The sequence below is a fragment of the Pseudomonas sp. GOM7 genome, assembly GCF_026723825.1.
Taxonomy (GTDB): Bacteria; Pseudomonadota; Gammaproteobacteria; order Pseudomonadales; family Pseudomonadaceae; genus Aquipseudomonas.
In genome coordinates, this window is record NZ_CP113519.1 from 4,939,896 (window position 1) to 4,962,290 (window position 22,395).

At 57.6% G+C, this 22,395-nt stretch carries 22 protein-coding genes; all 22 read left to right on the forward strand.

The window, feature by feature from the left end; genetic code table 11:
* Positions 1-131: 131 nt before the first annotated feature.
* Positions 132-2,150, forward strand: a complete 2,019-nt coding sequence (topA, locus tag OU800_RS21960) for a type I DNA topoisomerase (protein WP_268179464.1) — start codon at positions 132-134, stop codon at positions 2,148-2,150.
* Complete coding sequence (locus OU800_RS21965; protein ID WP_268179465.1) at positions 2,147-3,514, forward strand: helicase HerA domain-containing protein; 1,368 nt, start codon at positions 2,147-2,149, stop codon at positions 3,512-3,514. Before topA ends, OU800_RS21965 begins: the two co-directional genes overlap by 4 nt.
* A 697-nt stretch (positions 3,515-4,211) precedes the next feature.
* Entirely contained in the window at positions 4,212-4,757 is a 546-nt protein-coding gene (locus tag OU800_RS21970) for a hypothetical protein (RefSeq protein WP_268179466.1), read from the forward strand.
* 299 nt (positions 4,758-5,056) lie between these two features.
* Positions 5,057-5,560 (forward strand): STY4534 family ICE replication protein, encoded by a 504-nt coding sequence (locus OU800_RS21975; protein ID WP_268179467.1) that lies wholly within the window; start codon positions 5,057-5,059, stop codon positions 5,558-5,560.
* 113 nt (positions 5,561-5,673) lie between these two features.
* Positions 5,674-5,811 carry a hypothetical protein gene (locus tag OU800_RS21980; RefSeq protein WP_268179468.1) on the forward strand — a complete coding sequence of 46 codons (138 nt, stop codon included), beginning with the start codon at positions 5,674-5,676 and terminating at the stop codon, positions 5,809-5,811.
* Between the two features lie 118 nt (positions 5,812-5,929).
* Positions 5,930-6,544, forward strand: a complete 615-nt coding sequence (locus OU800_RS21985) for a hypothetical protein (protein ID WP_268179469.1) — start codon at positions 5,930-5,932, stop codon at positions 6,542-6,544.
* 145 nt (positions 6,545-6,689) lie between these two features.
* Entirely contained in the window at positions 6,690-7,745 is a 1,056-nt protein-coding gene (gene pilL2, locus OU800_RS21990) for a PFGI-1 class ICE element type IV pilus protein PilL2 (RefSeq protein ID WP_268179471.1), read from the forward strand.
* Positions 7,742-9,583: a PilN family type IVB pilus formation outer membrane protein gene (pilN, locus tag OU800_RS21995; RefSeq protein WP_268179472.1), complete on the forward strand. Its 1,842-nt coding sequence runs from the start codon at positions 7,742-7,744 to the stop codon at positions 9,581-9,583. The genes pilL2 and pilN overlap by 4 nt, the downstream gene beginning before the upstream one ends.
* Before the next feature lie 10 nt (positions 9,584-9,593).
* Complete coding sequence (pilO2, locus tag OU800_RS22000; RefSeq protein WP_268179473.1) at positions 9,594-10,925, forward strand: type 4b pilus protein PilO2; 1,332 nt, start codon at positions 9,594-9,596, stop codon at positions 10,923-10,925.
* Positions 10,915-11,487, forward strand: a complete 573-nt coding sequence (pilP, locus tag OU800_RS22005) for a type IV pilus biogenesis protein PilP (protein ID WP_268179474.1) — start codon at positions 10,915-10,917, stop codon at positions 11,485-11,487. Before pilO2 ends, pilP begins: the two co-directional genes overlap by 11 nt.
* 11 nt (positions 11,488-11,498) lie before the next feature.
* Positions 11,499-13,046 carry a GspE/PulE family protein gene (locus tag OU800_RS22010; RefSeq protein WP_268179475.1) on the forward strand — a complete coding sequence of 516 codons (1,548 nt, stop codon included), beginning with the start codon at positions 11,499-11,501 and terminating at the stop codon, positions 13,044-13,046.
* Positions 13,036-14,202, forward strand: a complete 1,167-nt coding sequence (locus OU800_RS22015) for a type II secretion system F family protein (protein WP_268179476.1) — start codon at positions 13,036-13,038, stop codon at positions 14,200-14,202. The genes OU800_RS22010 and OU800_RS22015 overlap by 11 nt, the downstream gene beginning before the upstream one ends.
* 17 nt (positions 14,203-14,219) lie before the next feature.
* Positions 14,220-14,741, forward strand: a complete 522-nt coding sequence (locus tag OU800_RS22020) for a type 4 pilus major pilin (protein WP_268179477.1) — start codon at positions 14,220-14,222, stop codon at positions 14,739-14,741.
* An 11-nt stretch (positions 14,742-14,752) separates the two neighbouring features.
* Positions 14,753-15,694, forward strand: coding sequence for an ATPase, T2SS/T4P/T4SS family (locus OU800_RS22025; protein ID WP_268179478.1), 942 nt, complete (start codon positions 14,753-14,755; stop codon positions 15,692-15,694).
* Entirely contained in the window at positions 15,684-16,853 is a 1,170-nt protein-coding gene (gene pilV, locus OU800_RS22030; protein ID WP_268179479.1) for a shufflon system plasmid conjugative transfer pilus tip adhesin PilV, read from the forward strand. Before OU800_RS22025 ends, pilV begins: the two co-directional genes overlap by 11 nt.
* Positions 16,854-16,925: 72 nt before the next feature.
* The gene (gene pilM, locus OU800_RS22035) at positions 16,926-17,309 is read left to right on the forward strand and encodes a type IV pilus biogenesis protein PilM (RefSeq protein ID WP_268184401.1); all 384 of its coding nucleotides are present in this window, start codon (positions 16,926-16,928) and stop codon (positions 17,307-17,309) included.
* A gap of 128 nt (positions 17,310-17,437) precedes the next feature.
* Positions 17,438-18,124, forward strand: a complete 687-nt coding sequence (locus OU800_RS22040) for a hypothetical protein (protein WP_268179480.1) — start codon at positions 17,438-17,440, stop codon at positions 18,122-18,124.
* 21 nt (positions 18,125-18,145) lie between these two features.
* A complete protein-coding gene (locus OU800_RS22045; protein WP_268179481.1) occupies positions 18,146-18,850 on the forward strand; it encodes a TIGR03759 family integrating conjugative element protein in 705 nt (234 codons plus the stop codon).
* Between the two features lie 119 nt (positions 18,851-18,969).
* A complete protein-coding gene (locus OU800_RS22050) occupies positions 18,970-19,395 on the forward strand; it encodes a Soluble lytic murein transglycosylase (RefSeq protein WP_268179482.1) in 426 nt (141 codons plus the stop codon).
* Between the two features lie 67 nt (positions 19,396-19,462).
* Positions 19,463-19,915, forward strand: a complete 453-nt coding sequence (locus OU800_RS22055; RefSeq protein ID WP_268179483.1) for an integrating conjugative element protein — start codon at positions 19,463-19,465, stop codon at positions 19,913-19,915.
* Between the two features lie 2 nt (positions 19,916-19,917).
* Positions 19,918-22,068: a type IV conjugative transfer system coupling protein TraD gene (gene traD, locus OU800_RS22060; RefSeq protein WP_268179484.1), complete on the forward strand. Its 2,151-nt coding sequence runs from the start codon at positions 19,918-19,920 to the stop codon at positions 22,066-22,068.
* Positions 22,068-22,382, forward strand: a complete 315-nt coding sequence (locus OU800_RS22065) for a hypothetical protein (protein ID WP_268179485.1) — start codon at positions 22,068-22,070, stop codon at positions 22,380-22,382. Before traD ends, OU800_RS22065 begins: the two co-directional genes overlap by 1 nt.
* Positions 22,383-22,395 lie beyond the last annotated feature (13 nt).

A 22,395-nucleotide genomic window follows, 5' to 3' on the forward strand; every position in this document is an offset into this window, starting at 1 on the left:
TCGGTTACTTGGCTACTTGCAGAAAGCCAATGGCTTGTTAATCAACCCCATACCAAAAAAGACCTTTCCATTGCAGCACTGGCTGTCAGTTAACAACCATGCGCCCTACGTCATCCGTTAGGCACATGCTCATGACTATTCTTGTGATTGTTGAGTCGCCGGCAAAGGCAAAGACCATCCAGAAATACCTTGGCTCGGGCTACGACGTGCGGGCCAGCATAGGACACATCCGAGACCTCCCCGAGGGAGCTCTTGGAATTGACTTGGAGACATTCTCGGCTGAGTACAGGATCTTGCCAGGTAAAAACAAGGTCGTGAGCGGACTACGCGCGCGCAAAGACGCTGCCTCTGAGGTTCTGTTGGCAACTGACCCTGACCGCGAGGGCGAGGCGATCGCCTGGCATCTGGCCCAGGTACTCAAGCTGAGTAATCCGAAGAGGATCACCTACCAAGAGGTCACGAAGAAAGCTCTGCTATCAGCCATCGAGCATCCCCGTGGACTCGACATGGCGAAGGTCAACGCTCAGCAGACTCGACGAATGATTGACCGCTTTGTGGGATGGCTTGTGAGTCAGCGGATCTCCGAGCTACGGGGGCAGAGACTGTCCGCTGGCCGGGTGCAGAGTGTCGCCGTCTTGCTAGTGGCTGAGCAGTGTCACAAGGTCGGCCAGTTCAGGGCGGTGTCCCATTTTGGAGCCGAAATCCATTTGCCTGGGCCAGATGGAACCTGGAAGGCGAAATGGCAAACGAAGGCACTCCTGCAGCAGCGCAACCTGGAATACTGGCTAGATGGCGATTTTGCCCAGCGTGTCGCCAATTTGAATCGATTCAAGGTCATCACATGTGACCAGAAAGCGCGCTCAGAGGCTCCGCCAGCCGCGCTCACTACCGACACCATGATGGTGGAGGCGTCGAGCATGCTCAAGCTCGATAGTGACGCGACAATGAAGGCGGCGCAGAAGCTCTTCGATGCTGGCCTCATCACCTACCACAGAACGGACAGTCCCAACCTATCGGCGACTGCCTTTACGGCAATCGCCGAATACTGCAGCAGCAAAGGCCTGCCGGTTGTTGCCGAACAGCGCGTATGGGACTCGGCCGAGCTGGCCCAGGAGGCGCACGAGGCTATAAGGCCAACAAACTTCCAGATGCTTGAGGCAGGCGACGACGCCCAACAGCAAGCGCTCTATCAACTGATATGGCGTCACGCCGTGGGTTCCCAGCTTGAGAGTGCGGTGTGGAATATCCGTGTCGCGCACCTGCAGGCGATGGACGAAGTTGATGGGGTAACACCCATTTTCGCAGGCACAGGCAAGGTCTTGGTAAAGTCAGGGTGGCGTTCAGTGCTGCAGACCCGCTCCGAAGAGCAGGACGGACAGGAGCAGGACGCAATGAAAAACCCTGTTCCCCCGCTCGAGCCAGGTCAGTTGCTGCAGTCATTATCTGGCCGTCTGCTGCAGCTCAAGACATCGCCGCCGAAACTCTTTACCGAGGGGAGTCTGATCAAGGCGCTCAAGGCGCAAGGCATTGGACGACCAAGTACATACGCAGCAATCATCAAGACGATCAAGCAACGAGACTATGTGCGGCTCAGCAAAAGTTATTTCCATGTCACTGAGCTGGGGCTGATCGTCCTCGCCAGTCTGGTCAACCAATTCAGCTTCATGCAGCTCGACTTCACCAGGAAGATGGAGGAGTTGCTCGATCAGATTGCACGCTCCCAGATCGAGCACGTCCCCGTGATTCGGGGCTTTTATAACCGTATTGCCCGTGAGCTTGAGGGCGTGCAGATCCAGGCAGCCACATCGCATCCCTGCCCAGACTGTGGTCGTCCCATGTACCTCAACCCCAAGGGAAAATTTGGCCCTTACTGGGCGTGCTCGGGCTTCAAGGAACATGGTTGCAAGACCATGTTGCCCGACGAGGACGGTGTTCCTGGGCAGAAGAAGCCGGCAGGTGCTGCGCCCATTCCCACGGATATAGATTGCCCCAAGTGCAAGAAGGGAAAGCTGGAGCGCAGGACTCGTCCCTCCATGCCTGGGGTCAGGGGCTACGACTTCTTCGGGTGCGACAGGTACTCCAAGGGATGCAAGTTCATCTGCAACGTAGAGAATGACCAGCCGCTGCTTGGCATTGGAGAGGATCAATGACTCCTGTGCTGATTGGCTACGACTACTGGCGGCGCAAGAACGACCAGAAAAACGAGCTTGTTCAGTGGGATCCCAGTCGATTGGCCAACCACCATATCGGCATCGCCGGCACATCTGGCGCGGGCAAAACACACTGGATCCGCAACTTCATCCAGGGCCAGGCCGATGACGTGGTGATCGACATCTTTGATTACCACGGCGATATCGAAGTACCTGGCGCCAAAACCGTGCTTTTCAGCGAGTCCACCAAGTACGGCTTCAATCCGTTGGTGCTGAACCCGGATCCACACTTCGGTGGGGTGAGGCGCGCCATCAACGACGTGATTGCGGCCATCGGCAATACGTCCAGGGCACTCGGCACCAATCAGGAGGGCGTCCTTCGAGCGCTGTTGACCGATGCGTACGCTCTCAAAGGTATTTCAGCTACCAACCCTTCAACTTGGTACAGGAATGAAGCCACAGACGAGCAGATCCAGCAGCTCATCGAAGCGCACGATTGGAGCGGTCTTCGTCAGGTCTACCCGACGCTCCTCGATGTCACCACTCTGGCCAGACGGAAGCTAAAAGCGCTCTGGATGGGGATCGAAGACAAGGAGGATGGGCGGCAAGTGCTCACGGCCTTCGATGAGTTCTGTCGCGTCATGGCGACGCTGAATCAGCGCAAGATGAAGAATGCCACGCAAGCCGCCGACGAAGCGGAATTGGCCCAGCTCGACAGCAAGCTCGGTAGCCTCAAGATGCGCGCCCTGGATGGCTTCAGCACCTTTCTCGATCGCATGCAGTCAGGCCGCGAATTTGAGGAGGTTGTGAAATACAACTCCCGCGACGTGCTGCTGAGCGTCATCAATCGCCTAGAAAACCTGCAGGCCATTGGTATCTTCAACAGCAATCCTCCGCCGTTCGGGAATGCCAGGATCCGGCGATACAACCTCAAGCCAATTGCGCAATCTGAAGACGAGCTGCGCATGTTCGTCCACTTCCGCCTGCAGGCAATCATTCGCGAAGAGATGCAACGTGGCGAGTCCCATGGCCGGATCAGGCGTTTCGTCGTGATCGATGAGTGCGTACTGTTCAACGATGAGTCCAGGAGCAACCCGATCAACGTCATCGCCAACCAGATGCGGAAGTTCGGCCTGGCGATACTCCAGGCCGGGCAGTCGCCCACTCACATGAGCGAGGAATTTCTCTCCAGCGCCGGTACGATGCTGCTGCTCAACCTTGCACCTACCAATTGGGACAGTGCGGCTCGTCGGCTGAAGATCGATACCAAAATGCTCCAGTACCTGCAGCCACAGCATACTGGGGCCGTCAGGCTGACCGAGAAGGGGCAAATACCTGCATTTCGGCAGGTTTATTTTGCTTGAGTGGTTGAACTGCTATCACGTCGTGACGATAATCCGAAGCAAGGATTTCACCCGTTGGCAACTGACGTTCAGTTGTGCCCCTAGGACAAGCGGCTCCCGACTGACACTCGCCGGTCGTTATGTCCAAACCCAAGCACGCCATCACTCAGGGAAGCGCGTGCGAACCCAGCACATCGTGCACACGAAGCCTCCAACTTCCGGGTTCTGAGTTTCCTCTCCTTCGGGCCGGACTGGTGTTCTGACCCTTCCTTTTTACCTTTCAGCGTCGTGAGACGGTTGTCGTGGGCCTCCCTGAGGTGGCCCACGACAGCCGCTCTTGCGGACATATTCATTGCCGGTGCCCGCCGGCGAACACTGGGATCCGTTTGTGTGCGGATGCATGCCTGAAAATGCCGATCCAGGTCACACGAGGGTCGGATGTTAGATACGTGATCTTGCGAGGGGCACAAGTCTCAACATGGTGGCCATCCTGCTCTTCGCTGTGCCCTAAAACGCACAGCAACCTGGTCAAAACATGCCAGCCAGCGGCCTCATAGCTGGCCAGAATTCCAAGCTGCTGTCGTTGACAGCAACTTCCCAAGCCTGTCACGCATCCGGTGGCGCAGGCGGTCGCCGTTGGCGATGGATGCTCACTCAACTCAACCCCATCAGGGCGCTCTCCTGTGGGGGGCGCTCCAATCCCAATTGGAGAAACGCCATGACTCTGAACAATGCCCTTTCGCTCCCCTCAAACGAATTGCACCTGGTGCAATCCATCCTCGACGAAGCCATTGCCATGCACACCGATCCTATTGCAATTCGCGATCAGGTAATCGACGTGCTTCAACTCAATCTGCAGCAATCCAAGGAATTCGTGCTCGAGCGCTTCGGCGGCATCGTGGACGAGTTGATCAAGAATGCTGACGATGAAGAATGCCTGCCGGTTTACCGGGGTACAGGTGACGCTGCCGTCATCAAGCGCAAGATAGAAGCGCTATACGCGGTAGCAGCAAAGACCTACTCAACCTATGAAACCATGGTTCAGTCTTCTTTCTCGGAGGCTGTGCGTAACGAGTTCGGTGAGGACGAGAATGCAAACCCCGATGTGGCCTATGCGTTTGCCTATGCCCGAGATGCTTTCGGCTACCTCTCCAGTGAAGAGCTGGAGCAGGAAAACGCAGAAGCTGCCAAAGAAGGCATCTGCCAACATGGCCTGACTTCCTCGACCTGCCCGTGTGGTTGTTTCGAGTACGAACCTGAATGAACAACAGCCCCCAAATCTGGGGGCTTTCAGGTATTGACAACGACTGAAACTGCACCCATATTTTCAAGCGTGTGTTGCTGACGTTGTCGGCCCATGCCCAGGCAGTAAGGATCTTCAAACTGCGTCCGCTTTTGCGGTGATCCACCTCCCCAGTCCGTTACGCATCCGGTAGTACGGACAATCGCCCCAGGCGATGGATGCCTCTTCTTCCAAACATCTACTCACCCTTGCGGGAAACACTCTCCCGCAAGGGATACGTGTTTCTCCGCTTTCCCGTACCTGGAATCTGGAGAACCACCATGACTACCAACACCAACGCTCAAAAAAGCTTCTTCGACCTGCACATCACTGGCCTCGGCTATCTGAATCGTATCCGCGAAGTGCCCATCCGCAAGGGTGAGCCCTTCCTGGCATGCGATATCGTTGCCCTGCATGGTGATGCCACCGCACCTGAAAAAACCCGGTTCGACTGCAAAGTCGCTGGCGGCGAAGCTGACAAGCTCATCCGCCGTTGCATGCCAGCCGTTGCAGCCGAGAAGAAAGTCCTCATCGGCTTTCGTCTTGGTGACCTGACCCCCGATATCTTCACCTACAAAGGTGGCGAGAAGAAGGATCAACCCGGCGTCAGCCTGAAAGCCCGCCTGCTGTTCGTCAGCTGGATCAAGGTCGACGGCGAGATGGTTTACAAGGCAGAACCGAAAGGTGATGCAGAGCAATCCCAACAAGCTCAGCAAGCTGCTGCAGAGCCGCAACAACCCGAACCAAGCAGTCAGCAGGAAGCGCCTGCCGCTGCAAGCTTCTGAACAACCGGCCCTCTCCGAGGGCCATCACTGATCTCAGCTAACCCATCCGGGGGGCACCATCCCCCCGCTGGCGGGCTTGGTGTTCTCCAAAAATCCCTTTTGGAGAATCCATCATGAGCAACGCCAACATCCAAGCTGTAGAACTGCCCGCCCTGCCGGAAGTCACCGAGATTTCCGAAAGTGATGCCCTCGAGGCGCTGCTCGAAACCGAGCAGTTCTGCGAGTATGCATGGGCCGTCCTGGCCGCTTAATGCCTGACCTCAAGGCACCTTCGGGTGCCTTTGGCTTTTACATGCTTCCTAACCTCAACCCTCGCGGGAATCACTTCCCGTCTGGGATCAGTGATTGTCTGCTTTTTGGAGAATCACTATGAACACTCATAACCTCGTTGCTTTCCTCGCTGCTGCACGCACTGGCCAGATCCAAGAGATCGATCCTGATGTGTTGCAAGGTTTCGGCCTGGATGGCTCCGTGCTGAACCTTACGGTCGAGAACATGGCTGACCACCTGGTTGCCCATGACCGACTGCTTCATGAAGAGCACAAGCAGGACGGCCTGAAACTCGTCCAGTTGGCTCAGCTCGAGATCGAGCGACTGCAGAACGAGCTCGAGCGTAAGCACGAGCGCTTGCAGCATGAACGGGCCTGGACTGACGGCCAGATCCAGATGCTCACCCATCGCTGTGAACAATACGAGGCAATCCTTCCCGGCCTATCTGGGGGGAACACTCGCTGGATGTCCTTTCGCACCTGGTGGTTCGCTATCGGCGTTCTGTTCCTGGTGCTGTGGGCATTCAAGTCGGACTACGCGGTGGACAGCTTGATCTTCTCCATCGGCTGGATCGCGTCCTACTCGGGCGTGTTCCTGGGCAAGGTGCTCAGCTTCTGTATGAAGCCGCTACGCGACCTGATCCGACTGCCTGCGTTCCGTCATTACGCGCCTAGGCTGGAGCGTGAAAGTCCTCAACCTGTTCGTGTCGGCTGACATGACCTCAAAGGCACCTTCGGGTGCCTTTTTCATTTTTGGTTCCCCAACAAATTAATTCCCGCCATCGGGATTTTGATTAGTCGTTGTTGCGATAGGGGCAAGACGCAACCCTATGCACATACCGAAGTTGGAGAACCTCCTGATGCGTCACATCATGCTGCTCGCCATGGCTCTAGTCGCTGTGGCTGGTTGCGCGCTACAGCGGCAACCAGCACCTGCAGAGCCTGCTGAAGCCATCTCAAATCCGACCTTCATCGCACCTGACATCTACGCAGATAAAGGCGCAATGAATCCCGGTCGGGAGCGAGACCAAGTCAGGAGCGGGCGCTACACGCTCACCAGCACGCTGCCGCTGCTCTCTCAGGAAGACCTGATGTCGCAGATCATCGAGGTCACCATTCCTGGCACGCTGAATCCGACTGTTGGAGATGCCTTGAAGCATGCATTGGCACGCTCCGGGTATTCACTCACGGCCCCGAACAACGTGACGGAAGTCCTGTACTCCAGGCCACTGCCGGCAGCGCACTACAAGCTTGGCCCCATGAAGCTGCGCGATACCCTGCAGGTACTCGCAGGGCCGGCGTGGAGGGTGCAGGTTGATGAGGTGACTCGGCACGTGCAATTCAGCCTGCGTTCTGGTTATCAGGTGCCGGCGCAGCAGACCGCCGCCATTGCCAAAGTCGAGCCGGCCACGCTTCAAGAGCCGGCGCCGGTTTTATCCAGCGAATCCTTTCCTGTCACTCCACACTCCGCAACTAGCGTTGCGAGTGCCGAGCAAAAACCCGTGGAGATCGCCAAGGATGGCGCCACTGCGCCTGTAAGAGGTGCTCCCGCAACCGCCATGAAGGCATCGACTAGCGCTTCAGCCTCTGCACCTATGCATGCCGGCGTCAGCAAGCCTCCTTTGCCGATCACTTCGTCAACTGTCGTGCCACAGGTGCGCGAGATTTGGGTAGCTGACGCCGGATCCACACTGCGTGACAGCGTCGAGGCCTGGGCCAAGAAAGCGGGCTGGAAAGTGATCTGGGATCAAGATGACCTCAACTACCCCATCGCCGCTGCCTTGAGGTTTGAAGGCTCATTCAAAGACGCGATTTACCAGTTGTTTCCCCTCTACGACAACGCCCCTCGCCCGTTCATCGTGGACGGCAGCTCAGTTCAGAAAATCGTGCACATCGCCGAGAGGAAGAAGAAATGAACCGACGCCCATGGGTACACCTGGCGACACTGCCGGCTCTGCTGGTGCTGCTATCGAGCTGCAGTCTCCAGCGCGTCGAAGAATCCATCGGGCGCACTGAGCAGACTGGTGAGACGGCTCGTCAGTACACTGCGCTGCTGCGTAACCAACGGGCCGAGCCATCGCGTGAAACGGTTGTATTCAGTGATAAGCCTTGGGTCTCGACCCAGCCCTTGATCACCAAGCGCGGGCTGCCACAGTCGTTGAATCGCGACATCGCCTACCGTCCCTCATCCCCGGTGACAATCACGGAGATTGCACAGTACATCACGTCGGAAACCGGGCTGCCTGTCGTTGTAGCACCGGATGCCATCAATCCCAGCATTCTCGACAGCACTTCCACAGCGTCTACCCAGATTCCTGGTAGCTCGAACACTAGCGCCTCAGCCAGTGGTTTGGAGGGACTCTTTCCGGGAAGCGCCTTATCGCCGGCCTCGGCAATGGCCTTTTCGGGCAACAGTTCGCTGGGACTGCCCCAGACAATCCAAGGTTTGAAGTACGCGGGAGCTGTTTCAGGACTACTGAACCAGGCAACCAGCCGCCTGGGCCTGAGCTGGCACTACGATCCTGACATCAAAGGGGTTCGGATTACCTACTTCGATACGAAGGTCTTCGATGTTTGGGCTTTCGGGGACGACCAGGAGATCGAGAGCACCGTTCGCTCAGGGCTGACCACGTCCACTGGATCAGCGGCAGGGATGTCTGGAGGCAGCTCATCCGGCACTGGCGCCTCTGGCGAGTCCGGTAGCAGCCAGAGCACCAAGGTGAAAATAGTCACCTCGCTGCTTGGTGACATCGAGTCGAACGTCAGGTCAATGCTGAGTACGCGACCGGCCGGACGCATGTTCCTGTCGCGGACAACCGGAACGCTAACCGTCAGTGATCGCCCCGAGGTACTGCGTCGAGTCGAGGCGTACTTGTCGAGTATCAATCGCAGCATCACTCGGCAAGTTTCGTTCAACGTCACCGTTTTCGAGGTAGTCCTGACAGACCGGGATCAACTCGCGCTGAATTGGGCAGCGGTTTATCAGTCGATCTCCAGCAACTGGGGATTCCAACTTGCCAACACTGTCGCGGGTATCGGCAGCGAAGCTGTGACAGGGTCGGTCGGCATCCTGGACACAGCCGATTCGCCCTGGGCTGGCTCTGAGGCGGTGATACAGGCGCTGGCGCAGCAGGGGCGGATCTCGAACATCCGTACGCCAAGCGTTACAACCCTGAACCTGCAGCCGGCCCCCATACAGATTGGCAACGTTCAGAGCTACATTGCATCAAGCACGACCTCGACAACCGCTTCGGTTGGCTCCACCACCTCCCTGAATCCCGCGACCATAACCAGTGGCTTCAACATGATGCTACTGCCCAAGGTACTCGACCGAGACAATCTGCTGCTGATGATCAACCTCAGCATGAGCAGCAGGCCTACCTTTCAGACGTTCGAGAGCAACGATTCGCGCGTTCAAACCGCTGATTACGACACGAAGAATGCTGCCCCGAAAGTGAAGCTGCGTAGCGGGCAGACCTTGGTGTTGACGGGCTTTGAAGAGAACCGCGAAGACGCCACACGATCCGGGGTCGGTAGCGCTCGATTCCTGGGGCTCGGTGGGGGCCGATCAAGGACGTCGGAGCACAGCGTTCTGGTCGTGCTGGTTACCCCCATCGTGGAGGCGGATAGCCTGAGCAGTCAGAGCCAATACGTGCCCAGCATCCGTAACGCTGCGAACAACCTGGTCGCAAATGAACCCGCCATCGGGCTCATGAACTGTCGCCAGCCGCTGCGCGCCTGCTCTGTCTTCTGAGGAGTTGGGTATGAGCACAGAGCAGCTTCAGCCCCAGCGTGCCTCGCGCACTCAGATCATCACGCATCAGGGCAAGGCCTTCGTGACAGGGTTGCGCTGGCACCCTCTGGGCAGCGTTACGGGTTACATGAAAGAAGCCCGCCAGTTCGGCAAGGAAAATAACCTCGATATCGTTGCAATACGCAGGACGCCGGGGATCATTCAGGCGGGCTTTGTCTCCCGAAGCGACGGAGTGACGAAGGGCATGTACTCACTGGCCGCCACACTGGCCGGACAGCTCGGGGACTCCTGGATTGCTGCGTGGCGCATTGAGCGGGACGAAGACCGCTTTGCCGTGGTCGCCGTTCACAAGGGAGGGATAATTCCGGGCTGCGATCTCATTGGCACAGAAGCTGAGGTTCGGCGCCGCGTTGCCCAGCAACGCAGCAGGGGCATCGAGTTCGAGGAATGGTATCTACCCGCTGACTTCGATATGGGTGGTTCGCCCATCGACATCGAGGAGCTGCTCCACCCTTCCAAGCTGAAACGTGAATACCGCCTACGCCCACTGATGTTCGGCCTTTCCAAAGCAGAGCTGGCTCAGCTCATTGTGGTCGCACTCGTCGCCGGCATCGCGCTGACCGCCTGGTTTCAATGGCAAGCATATCAGGCGCGAATCGCCACGGAGGCTCGCCTCGCGGCTGAACAGGCACGCCTGGAAGAGCTGGCCAAACTACATCAAGAAAGTGGAACAGAACAGCCGCCCCAGGCGCTTGAGCACCCTTGGGCAAAACGCCCTTCTGTCATGTCATTTGTCAACGGCTGCAGCCAGGTGATGTATCAACTGCCGCTGAGCATCCAAGGCTGGATTTTCGCCAGCGCGACCTGTGACGGCACCCAGGTTCTGGCCTCGTATAAACGCACAGGCAATAGTTCGGCGCTGCAGCTCATTTCGGCCACCTCCGGCCAGACCTCAGAACGCCCAGCGTTCTTCGATGAAGGCAACTCTGCGACGTTGAAGTTCGTGATGTCGCTGCCGGCCGCCGGCGACGAACCTTTGGCACCCGCTCTTGATGCACTGACCGCATTGTCATCGTGGCTTCACGGCTTTGCCCAGGAACCAACCCTGAAGGAGGTTCCTGTGATCGTTCCTCATCCTGAAGCTCTGCCTGGGGAGCCCGCACCACCGCCACCACAGCCACCTCAGTGGAAGCAGTTCGAGCTGCGCTTCGTTTCAGGTCTTCTTCCCTACGACTCTCTCAGCGGCGCCCCGAGCCAGGGCCTGCGTCTACGCGAAATCAAAACAGAGCTGCAGTCCGAGCTCCTCATGTGGTCAGTAACAGGTGATCTGTATGCCAAATAACCCTCCTGATCTGAAGCTGCCTTTCTGGCTGCCCTTGGTACTGCTCGTAGCCATGCTTGTGGCGTCTTGCATTGCAAACGATGCCCAGGCAGATGTCGTGGATCTATCCGGCATTGATGTTGGAAACCTCGGCAAGGTGCAAAGCCAGACGATCCTGTTCAACGCTCAGGCAGAGCGGGCGAAAGCAAGGCGCTCGATAGCAGAGAACGGCGGGAGCAGCGGGCAATCGGGAGACTCGAACACCCAAGTGCATATCCACTCACCCGTGCCAGGCAATTCGGCTCAGGTCACAACCCAGTTCCAGGATTTGCCGGTAATCAAAGCCATCACCGGGTCGCCCAGGAAGCTGAGCGCGACGCTCCTCTACAAGTCAGGGGTGGAGTTCGATGTGGTTGCTGGCTCCAGCCTCCCAGGCAACTTCCGGGTCAGCAATATCTCTCTGGAGGGTGTGACCGTAGAGGGCAACGGCAAGCAGTTTCTCCTGGGCTTCTCTGGTATCAGCCCGAGCACGTCCGGCTCGACATCTTCTCCTGTAGCGCCGGCACTACCGGGCCAATTCTGAGGTTCACCCCAATGACGACTCACATTCCTGAACGCACTGCCATTGAGTCGGAGATTCCGACCTCTGAAATCTTCCCTCTTGTCACCGTACTCACGGCCCCAGGGGGGCGCTATGAGTTGAAGCCAGAGTTGCGCCAAGTTTGCGCGCTCACATCGGATGGCAAGCTCTATGTCTCAGCTCAACACAGCACTGATCCGTATGTCATGGCTTTCATGGATCAGCTCGAACACGCGGGGTTCGACTATCAGATCCAGAGCTGCTCGATGACCGATATCAAAGCAATCTACCAATCGTCATCGCAAATCGGGCGAATGTCCAAGCAGGTTGAAACCGATCGGCAGGCGCATGCAGTTGCAATCCTTGAGGATGCCCACCGTCGTGGGGCCAGCGACGTTCATATCGTGGTCGGGCATGAGATCACCCGGATCAAGTACCGCATTCACGGCCTGCTGTGGGAAGCCGGCCAGGAAAAAAGCGAAGTAGGCCGCGAGTTGTGCGCAGCGCTGTACAACAGCATGTGCGACGTCACCAAGGATCACTTCCAGCCCCAGATTCCACAAGATGCCCGTGTGAGCCGTCAGTACGTCGAGCAGCTCGGTCTGTTCGGCGCACGTATCGCCACACGCCCGCTCGTTGAAGGGCCGTTGATGGTGATGCGCTTGCTCTACGACGACATGTCGAAGATGACCCTCGAAGACCTGGGCTTTCTTCCCGAGCAAATCAGTCAGTTCGCCCGACTGCGCAGCCTGCCCTATGGCGTGAACCTGATCACCGGGCCGACTGGATCAGGCAAGTCGAAAACGCTCCAGGTCAATATGGATCTCCTGGATCAGGAGGCCTCGAGCACCAAGCATATCCTCACCGTTGAGGATCCACCCGAGTACCGTATCAGAGCTAACCAATCCCCACTCGGGGCCAGTGAGACCTGGGATTCCGCCATCACCAACTCGATGCGACTCGACCCAGACAACCTGATGTATGGCGAGATCCGCGACCTGGCGTCGGCACAGGCTGCGTTTCGGGGCGGCATGACAGGCCACCTGGTCTGGTCAACCCTGCATACGAACAACGCTGTCGCTTCGCTGCAGCGGCTGGCCGACATGGGTGTCGATCAGTATCTGATCACTGACCCCGCCTTGATGACTGGTGTGATCAATCAGTCGTTGCTACCTGTGCTTTGTCCTAAATGCCGCTTACCGGCAAAGGATCATGCAGAGCGGCTGGACAGCGGGCTTCGCGACAGACTCGAGCACCTGCAGATACTCCACAACACGAGCCTCAAGGGGGACGGCTGCTCGAGCTGCAAGGGCCTGGGCGTCGTGGGCCGAACCGTTGTAGCCGAAGTTCTACTGACAGATCTGTCATTCATGCGGGTATTCGCCGAGAGCGGGGCCAGTGCGGCTCGACGCTACTGGGTCAAAGAGATGGGCGGGGTCACGAAGATCGCCCATGCAATCACCAAGATTGCAGCCGGTGAAATCGACCCCCGGCATGCCGAGACGATCATTGGCCCCCTGGACTTCGACCAGCAAGTAGTGGAGCTCACCCATGCTGGCTGAGCTATTGGACATCGTCGATGGGCTGAAGGAGGCATTTCGCGGAAAAATCGAAGGCTTCTATGCGGCGCAGTTCGGCAAGCCTGAGCGAATTCAGTTCTACGAGAGCCTGATGGGCGTGCTCGAGGACAGCATACCGATCGAGGAAGCACTCGAAACAGTAGAGAAAGCATTCAGCAACGGAGGCCGCGATCTACACCCTGTTTCGATCATCTGCAACGAAGTGGCCATGGGGGTACGCGGGGGCAAGACCCTCGCGGATGCTTGTCGGGCCAGGTTCCCCAATGACGAGACGTCGCTCATTCAAACTGGCGAAGACTCAGGAGATCTTGTGCAAGCATTCCGCGATTGCGTGCGCATCATCGAAGTTCGACAGCAGATTGGCCGGCTGGTGGCTTCCGTGGTGCTTCTACCATCGCTGACCTGGAGCCTGATGTGGGTTCTGCTGTACGTGATTGCGCTGTGGCTCGTCCCCTCGATGTCTCGCCGCGATGATCCGGAGAACTGGACGGGGATACCGGCACTCCTGCACATGCTCTCCTACGTGGTCAGTCACTACGGTGTGTTCATCGTGATCACTGTTGTCATGGTGATCATCACCTCGATCCTGACCCTGCCTTACTTCTGCGGCCTGAAGATCTCGCCCACGAGCCCCATGTGGAAGATTCAGCTCAGTAGGATCCTGCAGAGCGCCCGGATCCGGCTCGAGGGAATTCCGCCCTGGTCAATCTATAAAACCCTGCAGGGCTCGGTCTTCCTTCTCAACATGTCGGTGATGCTACGTGCCGGCATCAATCAAAACGCAGCGCTCGACACACTGAAGCGTAGCGCCACCCCATGGCTCCGGGAGCGTTTAGATGCAATCCGCTACGGCGTCAGCGCAGGCAAAAATTTTGGCGAAGCACTGAAGCTCGCCGGCCATCAGTTCCCCGACCCGATGGCCATTCACTTTCTCGAAGTGCTTTCGGCACACACCGGCTTCGCAGCGTCGATGGAACGGTTTGCGAACCGCTGGCTGGATCAAATGCTCAAGCGCGTCGACGCCATGGCCAAAACCATGATCGCTCTTTCAGCCGTATGCATGGGCTCCCTGATGATCCTGGTAGTGATTGGGGTCTTCATGCTCGCTGGCAACGCAACCGAATCGTCAGGTTTCTAACAACACACCAAGGGGTGATGAATATGCAGTTTCCAGGTAACTACAAGCAGCGCGGCTTCTTGTCGATCGACGGCTTGTTCTGGTTGATGTTGATCGTGGTCGCACTCGGTTTCATCATCTGGATGAGCTCACGAATGCTCGGGAGCTCCGACGTGGCCATCGAGCAGAGCAACATCAGCACGCTGATCGCCAATACCAAGAAGTTAAAGGGTTCCACTGGCTACGGAACCGCCGGACAGAACCTGGTGCCGTCTCTCATTGCAATCGAGGGGGCGGGCTCTATGGGGATATCAGGCACAACGCTGGTGAATCAGTGGAACGGCAGTGTCACTGTAGTCAGTAACGGCATGACCTTCACGATCACTGAAAGCGGTGTTCCGAAGAGCGCATGCATCACGCTCGCAACGAAAGTCGCGAAAGATCGCCAGACGACCACCAGCATCAACGGTGGCTCTGCCACTACCGGCGAGGTTCATGCCACCACGGCCACGACGAGTTGCTCCAACGACGCCAACAGCATCACCTGGACCACCTACTGAAGGTTCGTAGCGTGAGCCTCATTGCTGGAGTCGAGTTCGTCGACCTGTACCTTGGCGACGGCTTTTCAGATGTGAAGGGGCTGCCTGGCCAGCCTCGACGCGTCCCTGCACCTGATACTTGGTCAGAGGAACTGGAAGGCCTGCTGCAGCGTTGTATCGATCACTTCAACGCAACCCAAGAACCTGAGTTTTCGTTGATTCTGGAGGGTGTGGTACTCAGGGTCACTCAACTCCAGGATGTGAATGCCAAGCAGGTATTCGTGCTGAACAAGTCGTCGGTGAAGATCCTGCCGCTCGATAACCTTGGGCTGCCGGAAGAGATACACGTCACGCTGATGCAGGAATCCATTCGCGGGCTCATCTTCATTTGCGGGGAAATGGGCTCGGGGAAAACCTCCAGCGCTGCCTCGATCGTCAAAGCCCGACTGGAAGCACACGGCGGCACTGCACTGACGGTCGAGGATCCGCCCGAGCCTCTTCTGCACGGTGAGCATGGACTGGGGCGCTGCATCCAGATCCCGGTATCGCGGCGGAATGGCGGCTATGAAGAAGCACTGGTGCGAGCATTGCGCACCCGAGCAGACCTACTGCTTGTTGGCGAAGTACGGGATACACCTACAGCCGTTCAGGTCGTGCAAGCCTGTATCAATGGCCACCTGATCATCTGCACAGGGCACTCAGGTAGCGTCATCCAGGGCATAGAACGTTTGGCTGTTCTCGCACAACCCCTCCTGCCAAATGCCAGGCAAATCCTCGCCCAGGGGCTCATTGCCGTGATCCATCAGACGTTGATCACGAATGCCTCTGGGATAAAGCGGCTCAAGCTGCAGTGCCTCTCCTTCACGGGGCATGACAGCGCAGCAATTCGCGAAAAAGTCCGCTCGGGCCAGCTATCTACCCTCGAGCAAGAAATTGCTCATCAATCCTCAAGGAGCCTCTGGAATGATCAGTAAACGCAGTCAGTCTGGTTTTTTGGGTGTCGATGCAGTGATCACCTTGATAGTGCTGTCGATCATGATTGCTCTGGCAACTGGCTGGGTAACCAGGCAGATGGATCAACAGGACTACCGCATAGCCGCCGATCAGCAACGCACAGTGGCAGAAGCGTTCTCGAAATATCTGAAAGATCACTACAGCACGGTGCTGGCCAATGCAACAGCGACCGCGCCTGCGCAGATCACTGTGGCCATGCTGCGCAGCACCCAATACCTGCCCGACGGCTACAGTGACACGAACCTGTTCGGACAAACGATCATCGGCCTAGCCAGAAGACCGAACCCCAACCAGCTCGAGGCCATCGTCATCACAACCGACGGTCGTGCAATCCCTGAGATTGGGGTGCGGACGATAGCCGAGAACCTCGGTGGCCCAGGGGGATTCATCTCATCGTTGAATAGCAATGTCATTCAGGGCATTCGGGGAGGGTGGCAACTCGCGTTGAGTAATTACGGGATATCTCCCGGCCCAGGTCACACAGCTAGCGCCCTGTTCCTGATGGATGGAGAGCTGGCAAACGACTACCTCTACCGTAACGCCGTACCTGGCCGCCCCGAGCTCAACACGATGAATACCGCCATCAATATGGGCGGTAACGACATCAACAATGCCGACCAGGTGAATACCCGAGCTGTCACGGCGTCAGAATCGGTAACGGCTGAAACAGTTGAGGCAAGTAGCTGGTTTCGATCGACAGGTGATACTGGCTGGTATAGCGAGAAGTGGGGTGGTGGCATCTATCAGTCGGATGCCGAATGGCTTCGGGTATTCAATGACAAGGGACTACTCACCGGCGGGAGAATCCGTGGCGGCACGATTGAATCGCAAGGTCGAGTCGTTGTGGGGGAGTATCTGGATATCGAGAGTGTTGCTCAGGTGGATGGGGCTTGTGCAAAAACGGGTCTAGTATCGAAGAACTCACAGGGGGGGCTGTTGACCTGTCAAGGAGGGGTATGGCGGGCAAGTGGCGGAGCTTCACTAGGAGCCACATGGGCCATGACGAACACATATGGGCAGGGATGGAGACCCCTAGAATGTCCAGATGGTTATGTCATGACAGGACTCACAGCGCCAAACGAAGACTGGAAAAGTGTCCGGTGTCGCCAGCTCAAATAATAAACAAAGCGAGAGTCTCCAGAATTGAACTTTCAATGGATCGTCATCACCTTCCTAGTAATAGCGAGCGGTGTGCTCGTTAATGTTCTGCACGACGACGCCATAACGTCTGAACAGGCCAGCCTGGATGCGTTGAGCAGAGGCATGCTCGTGTATCGGTCAGCTGTTGCTGAGTATGCTCACAACAACCCTGGCTTCACTGGAGTTCCCTCTACCCTTTCACTGCCGGCCTGGTACAACCGCCCGGCAGGGGTTTCTGCGTATATCGAAAATGGTCAGGCCTTCACGTACTACAGTGATATGGCCCCAGGCCTACCTGCGGCTCTGTCGTCGCTCACAGAGTCTATAGCTGTAGGGGTGAACCGTGCCGGCATCCTCATTTCACCGAACGGTGGCACAACTGGAATAGCCGTGCCTGGCACGGTTCCGAACGGTGCTGTCGTGGCGGTCAACTAGCCGCACTGAAAGCGGTTTCTCAGCCTCCCGAATAATTCCCCCTCCGCGCATTTTTGAATTCGCATTGAGACCGACATGCATCTCCAGCAGCCTATCGCGCATCACCGAAGGCACGGCAAGAGGTCACCATGTCGAAGAAACGGATCAGTACAGCGACGGCGCTGCTGGTTGCACTACAGCTAGGGCAGCTCGGTTGGCTGGGCTGGTTTCAATACGACAAATCAGCAGCGACCTCAAGGCAGCAAGAACAGCTCACGCAAACGTCTGCAGAACTTGATGGCTTGCGAGCCGCCAATACAGAGCTCGCTGAGGCAGTCAGCAGCCTGAAGGGCACTACAAATGCGCAACTAAGCTCTCTGGACACCAAGGTCGCAGAGCTGAAGCAGCTCGCTGATTCCCTGGGCGCGTCCCAAGTTGACACCTTGGAGCTACGGGTCGTTCTCGCTGCGAAGGTAGAGCAGCTCGTCGAAGACGTTACAGCGCTAAAGCGCATTCCTGCTTCGCTTCCTCAGCCAGCGGCCCCCGCCATTCCGACACCAGTTAAATCGCCACCCAAGAAGCGACCGGCTCCTGCCGCCCGCATCGCGAAGGCGAAGCCAAAACTGGCATCACCTCCTCCGTTTGTGTTGCTCGGCATCGAGACCAGGGCAGGGGAACCATTCGCGTCCATCGCCCGTGACGGAGCCGCCAGCCTGGGAGATGTTCAGTTGTTGAGGCCCGGTGAGGCGTATCAAAGCTGGAAGCTGATCCGAGTAGAGGATCGTGCTGCTGTCTTCTCCGCCGGCGGGGAAGAGCGAGTGGTGAGCATCAGATAAATCGGGGCAAGGAATCTGAACATGCAATTGAAATACATCGCACTGGCTGCCGCTCTGTTGCTGTCCAATACAGCGATCGCCGATGAAACCAGTACGACGCGTAAAACCACCACCCAGGAAGCTTCTGCTGCGAAGGCCTGGCGTCTAAACGCTTCGGATTGGCAGCGATACCAGGATCTCCAGGCTGGCCCGCGAGGTACATGGTCTCCAGGCCTTGATCCCATCACTACCCTGGGCCTCAGTGCTGAAACCGATGCTGAGCGCCGACGCTTTGCCGAAATGCTTGTCGAGGCTGAGAAACTGCGTATCGAGCAGGAGCTTGCATTTCAGAAGGAATATGACGCCGCCTGGAAGCGCCTATACCCTGACCTGATACCGGTCATGCGGAGTGGATCCAGCGTCCCTGGCACCGATGCGGCCTCCCCCGCCCAGGCGTCACGCCTGCTGGTATTCGTTTCACAGAAATGTGAAACCTGCGCGGCTTTGGTTAAGCGCTTGGTCACGAGCGGCGCAGCATTCGATCTGTTTCTCGTAGGAACTGACAATGATGACCAGGTGATCCGTGCTTGGGCCAAATCCGTGGGTATCCCACCTGATCGGGTGCGTACCCGCCAGATAACGCTGAATCACGACAATGGCCAATGGTTCGACCTCGGTGGTCTAACCGGCACTCTTCCCGCTGCGTTCAAGCGAGCTGGTGATCAATGGCTACCTGTCGAGCTTTGATTGCAGCGGCAATCTGCGCTGTGGGTGATGTGGAGGCACAGGACTGGCCTGAGATACCGCCGCCGGCGTACCAGGTCGCAGCGCACGCGGGAGGCACTCCATCCGAGCTGCTCTATGCCGTGGCCAAGACCGAGAGCAACACGAAGCTGCGTATTGGGTATTTCCCGTGGCCATGGACGTTGAACATCAAGGGTAAGTCCTTTTACTTCGCAACTCGCCATGAGGCATGCAGCGCTGCCCTGGAGGGTATACGCGAGCATGGCGAGTTCGGTGTCGATATCGGCTTGACCCAGCAGAATTGGGGCTATGTCGGAAAGTTCTGGTTCGCCCATCCCTGTGACGCCCTCGATCCGTACGCGAATCTACAGGCCGCGTCCAAGCAGCTTCGACGTTACTTCGACTCGTCCGGCGACTGGGTAACTGCAGCGGGGCAGTATCACCGCCCTGCCGGAGGACAGCCCGCAAAGCGCTATCGAGCTGCAGTGAGATCACGCCTACGCCAGATCTGCGCTCAGCTCTGCACCTTCCCAATTTCAAACCATTGAGGGCGCGCTGATGCGATCTCTAGTTCTCTCTCTGCCAATGCTTATGGTCTCCGGCGTATGCACAGCGATGACCGTCGTGGCAGATTTCGGTGGCATCCCTGCAGCCCCCTTCTACGCGGGGATATCTGCGGAACCAGCAGATAGTCACAGCGCAAGTCAAATGCAGCCCCATCCTCCAGTCGGCCCAGCAGGAATTGAGGACATGCTGCCTGTTCCGAGCCAGCTCACACCTGGTGAGGTCGAGCGTAAAGCCGTGCAGCTCCCCATGTTGCCAGCCCCTCTTTTCATCGTCGGTGACGACAACCGATCTCTCGCATGGATCCAGCGCAATCAAGCAGCCCTTCATCAACTGCAGGCTGTGGGTTGGGCGGTCAATGTTCGTGACAAGGCGGCTCTCGGTCGTATCCGGGCAGCCGCTCCAGGTCTTGGCGTCATACCCATGCACATTGACGACTTCGCTGCCCGGGTTGGCCTGAAACACTACCCTGCCCTGATCACGCGTACTGCCGTGGAGCAATGATCATGTCACGTCAGCATGTGATTGAAGCGCTGCTTCGCCCAGCGGTGGAGCTCTACACGACAGCAATATGCCTTCTGTGTGCAGTGCTATGCCTATGGGCACCATGGTCGGTGGCGCTCAAACCGACAGTCGGCGCTGGAATGGCCGCAGCATTTTTACTGTTGGCATTCCATCGGGCGATGGATGCCTGGCAGGTGCTCATGTACCAGCGAAACATCAGGAGACTTCCCAAGTACGAAATGGCCAGTGCCAACGTGCCTGTAAGCTCCTCCCACCTGTTCCTCGGCAGGGGGTTCCAATGGACGCAGAAGCACACGCAGCGCCTCTACAGCACGTTGAAACCGGAAGTCGCGAAGTATGTGACCCCGAGCAAGCTCTACCGATCCGCCCGCCGGCTTGAGAAGCGCCTTGACCGTGAAGGCCAGAAGCTTTTGCCACATCCGCTGGCAAGAGCCGTCAGGCGCGGGCTCCAGTGGGACAGTGCTTTCAACCCGGTTCGGCCACTTCCGCCGGTCGGTGGTTCACCGATCCTTCATGGCATTGAGCCTGACGAAGAGGACGTACTACTACCGCTCGGTGAGCGGGTGGGTCACACCCTCGTCCAGGGCACGACTCGGGTGGGTAAAACCCGCCTGGCCGAGCTGCTCGTCACGCAAGACATCAGGAGGGTCAAAATCGTCCAGGGCAGGAAGGAACATGAAGTGGTCATTGTCTTCGACCCGAAGGGGGATGCTGACCTGCTGCGACGGATGTATGCAGAGGCCAAGCGTGCGGGCCGACTCGACAGCTTCTACATGTTCCACCTTGGCTGGCCGGAAATCTCGGCTCGCTATAACGCCGTAGGTCGGTTCGGTCGAATCTCCGAAGTCGCCTCGCGTATTTCTGGGCAACTGGCCAGTGAGGGTAACTCGGCAGCATTCAAGGAGTTCGCTTGGAGATTCGTGAACATCGTGGCGCGTGCCAGAAACGCTCTCGGCCAACGGCCTGACTACCTGATGATTCAGCGGGACGTGGTCAACATCGATGCGCTGTTCATCGAGTACGCCCAGTTCATGCTGCCTCAGAAAGATCCAAAAGCCTGGGAACTGATCGTGGCCATCGAGAACGGCCTGAACGACAAGAACATCCCGCGCAACATGCACGGTCGAGACAAGCGTGTGGTGGCCATCGAGCAGTATCTCGCCATGCGCAAGATCCACGACCCCGTGATGGATGGCCTGCGCAGTGCTGTGAGGTATGACCGCACCTACTTCGACAAGATCGTTGCGTCACTCCTACCGCTCCTGGAGAAACTCACCACCGGCAAGATTGCCCAGTTGCTTGCTCCAAACTACACCGACCTCGAGGATCCACGCCCCATCTTCGACTGGCAGCAGATCATCCGTAAGCGCGGCATCGTCTATATCGGCTTGGATGCTCTCTCTGACCCAGAGATTGCATCTGCCGTCGGCAACAGCATGTTCGCTGATCTGGTATCGGTCGCAGGCCACATCTACAAGCACGGGATTGATGACGGGCTGCCGGGGGAAGGCGCGAGCAAGGTGGCGATCAACCTGCATTGCGACGAATTCAACGAGTTGATGGGCGAAGAGTTCATCCCGTTGATCAACAAGGGGGGAGGTGCCGGCATGCAGGTAACGGCCTACACCCAGACCATGAGCGACATCGAGGCCCGCATCGGGAGTCGAGCGAAAGCCGGCCAGGTCGTGGGTAACTTCAACAACCTCATCATGCTGCGTGTTCGTGAAACAGCCACTGCAGAGCTACTGACAAACCAGTTGCCCAAGGTCGACGTATACACCACGACGCTCGTGTCGGGAGCGACCGACTCATCTGACCCCACAAGCGATACCGACTTCACCTCAGCGACACAGGATCGGGTAAGCACTTCAAGCGTTCCGATGATAGAACCCGCCAGTGTTGTTCGGCTCCCTAAAGGTCAGGCGTTTGCGCTGCTCGAGGGCGGGCAGCTCTGGAAAATCCGGATGCCACTCCCTGCCTCGAATGACGATGACCTGATGCCAGAGAACCTCGAAGCGTTAGCGGGCTACATGCGCAAGAACTATCGAACCAGCGGCCAATGGTGGTCTGGTACAGCGGCTCCAGACTACAACGAGGAGTCGCTGCTCAATGATTTAGAGGAGGCATCCTGATGCCAATCCGGGAGGCGGCAAACAACGGGCACTCGCTCGTTCGCACGGCTCAGGCGGTACTCCAAGTCCAATCCATTACGCTGCCAGCATCGAGTAGATACCTGGATTCGCTGCTGCAACTTCAAACAAGGATCCAGCTCGGGCTGGCAGCAGATGAGTTACTCAGCTTGCTCGAAGTCCACGGCCTGGCTCCTCGTCTGGTTGGGCCTATCCCTGACCCGGAATCGAACTGCTCCCTGATGATCACCATTGAACCACCAGAGTTCGCACCGCAGCTCATCACCTGCACAACAACCAGCATCACTCTGCACTGAATCAGGTAGCCAC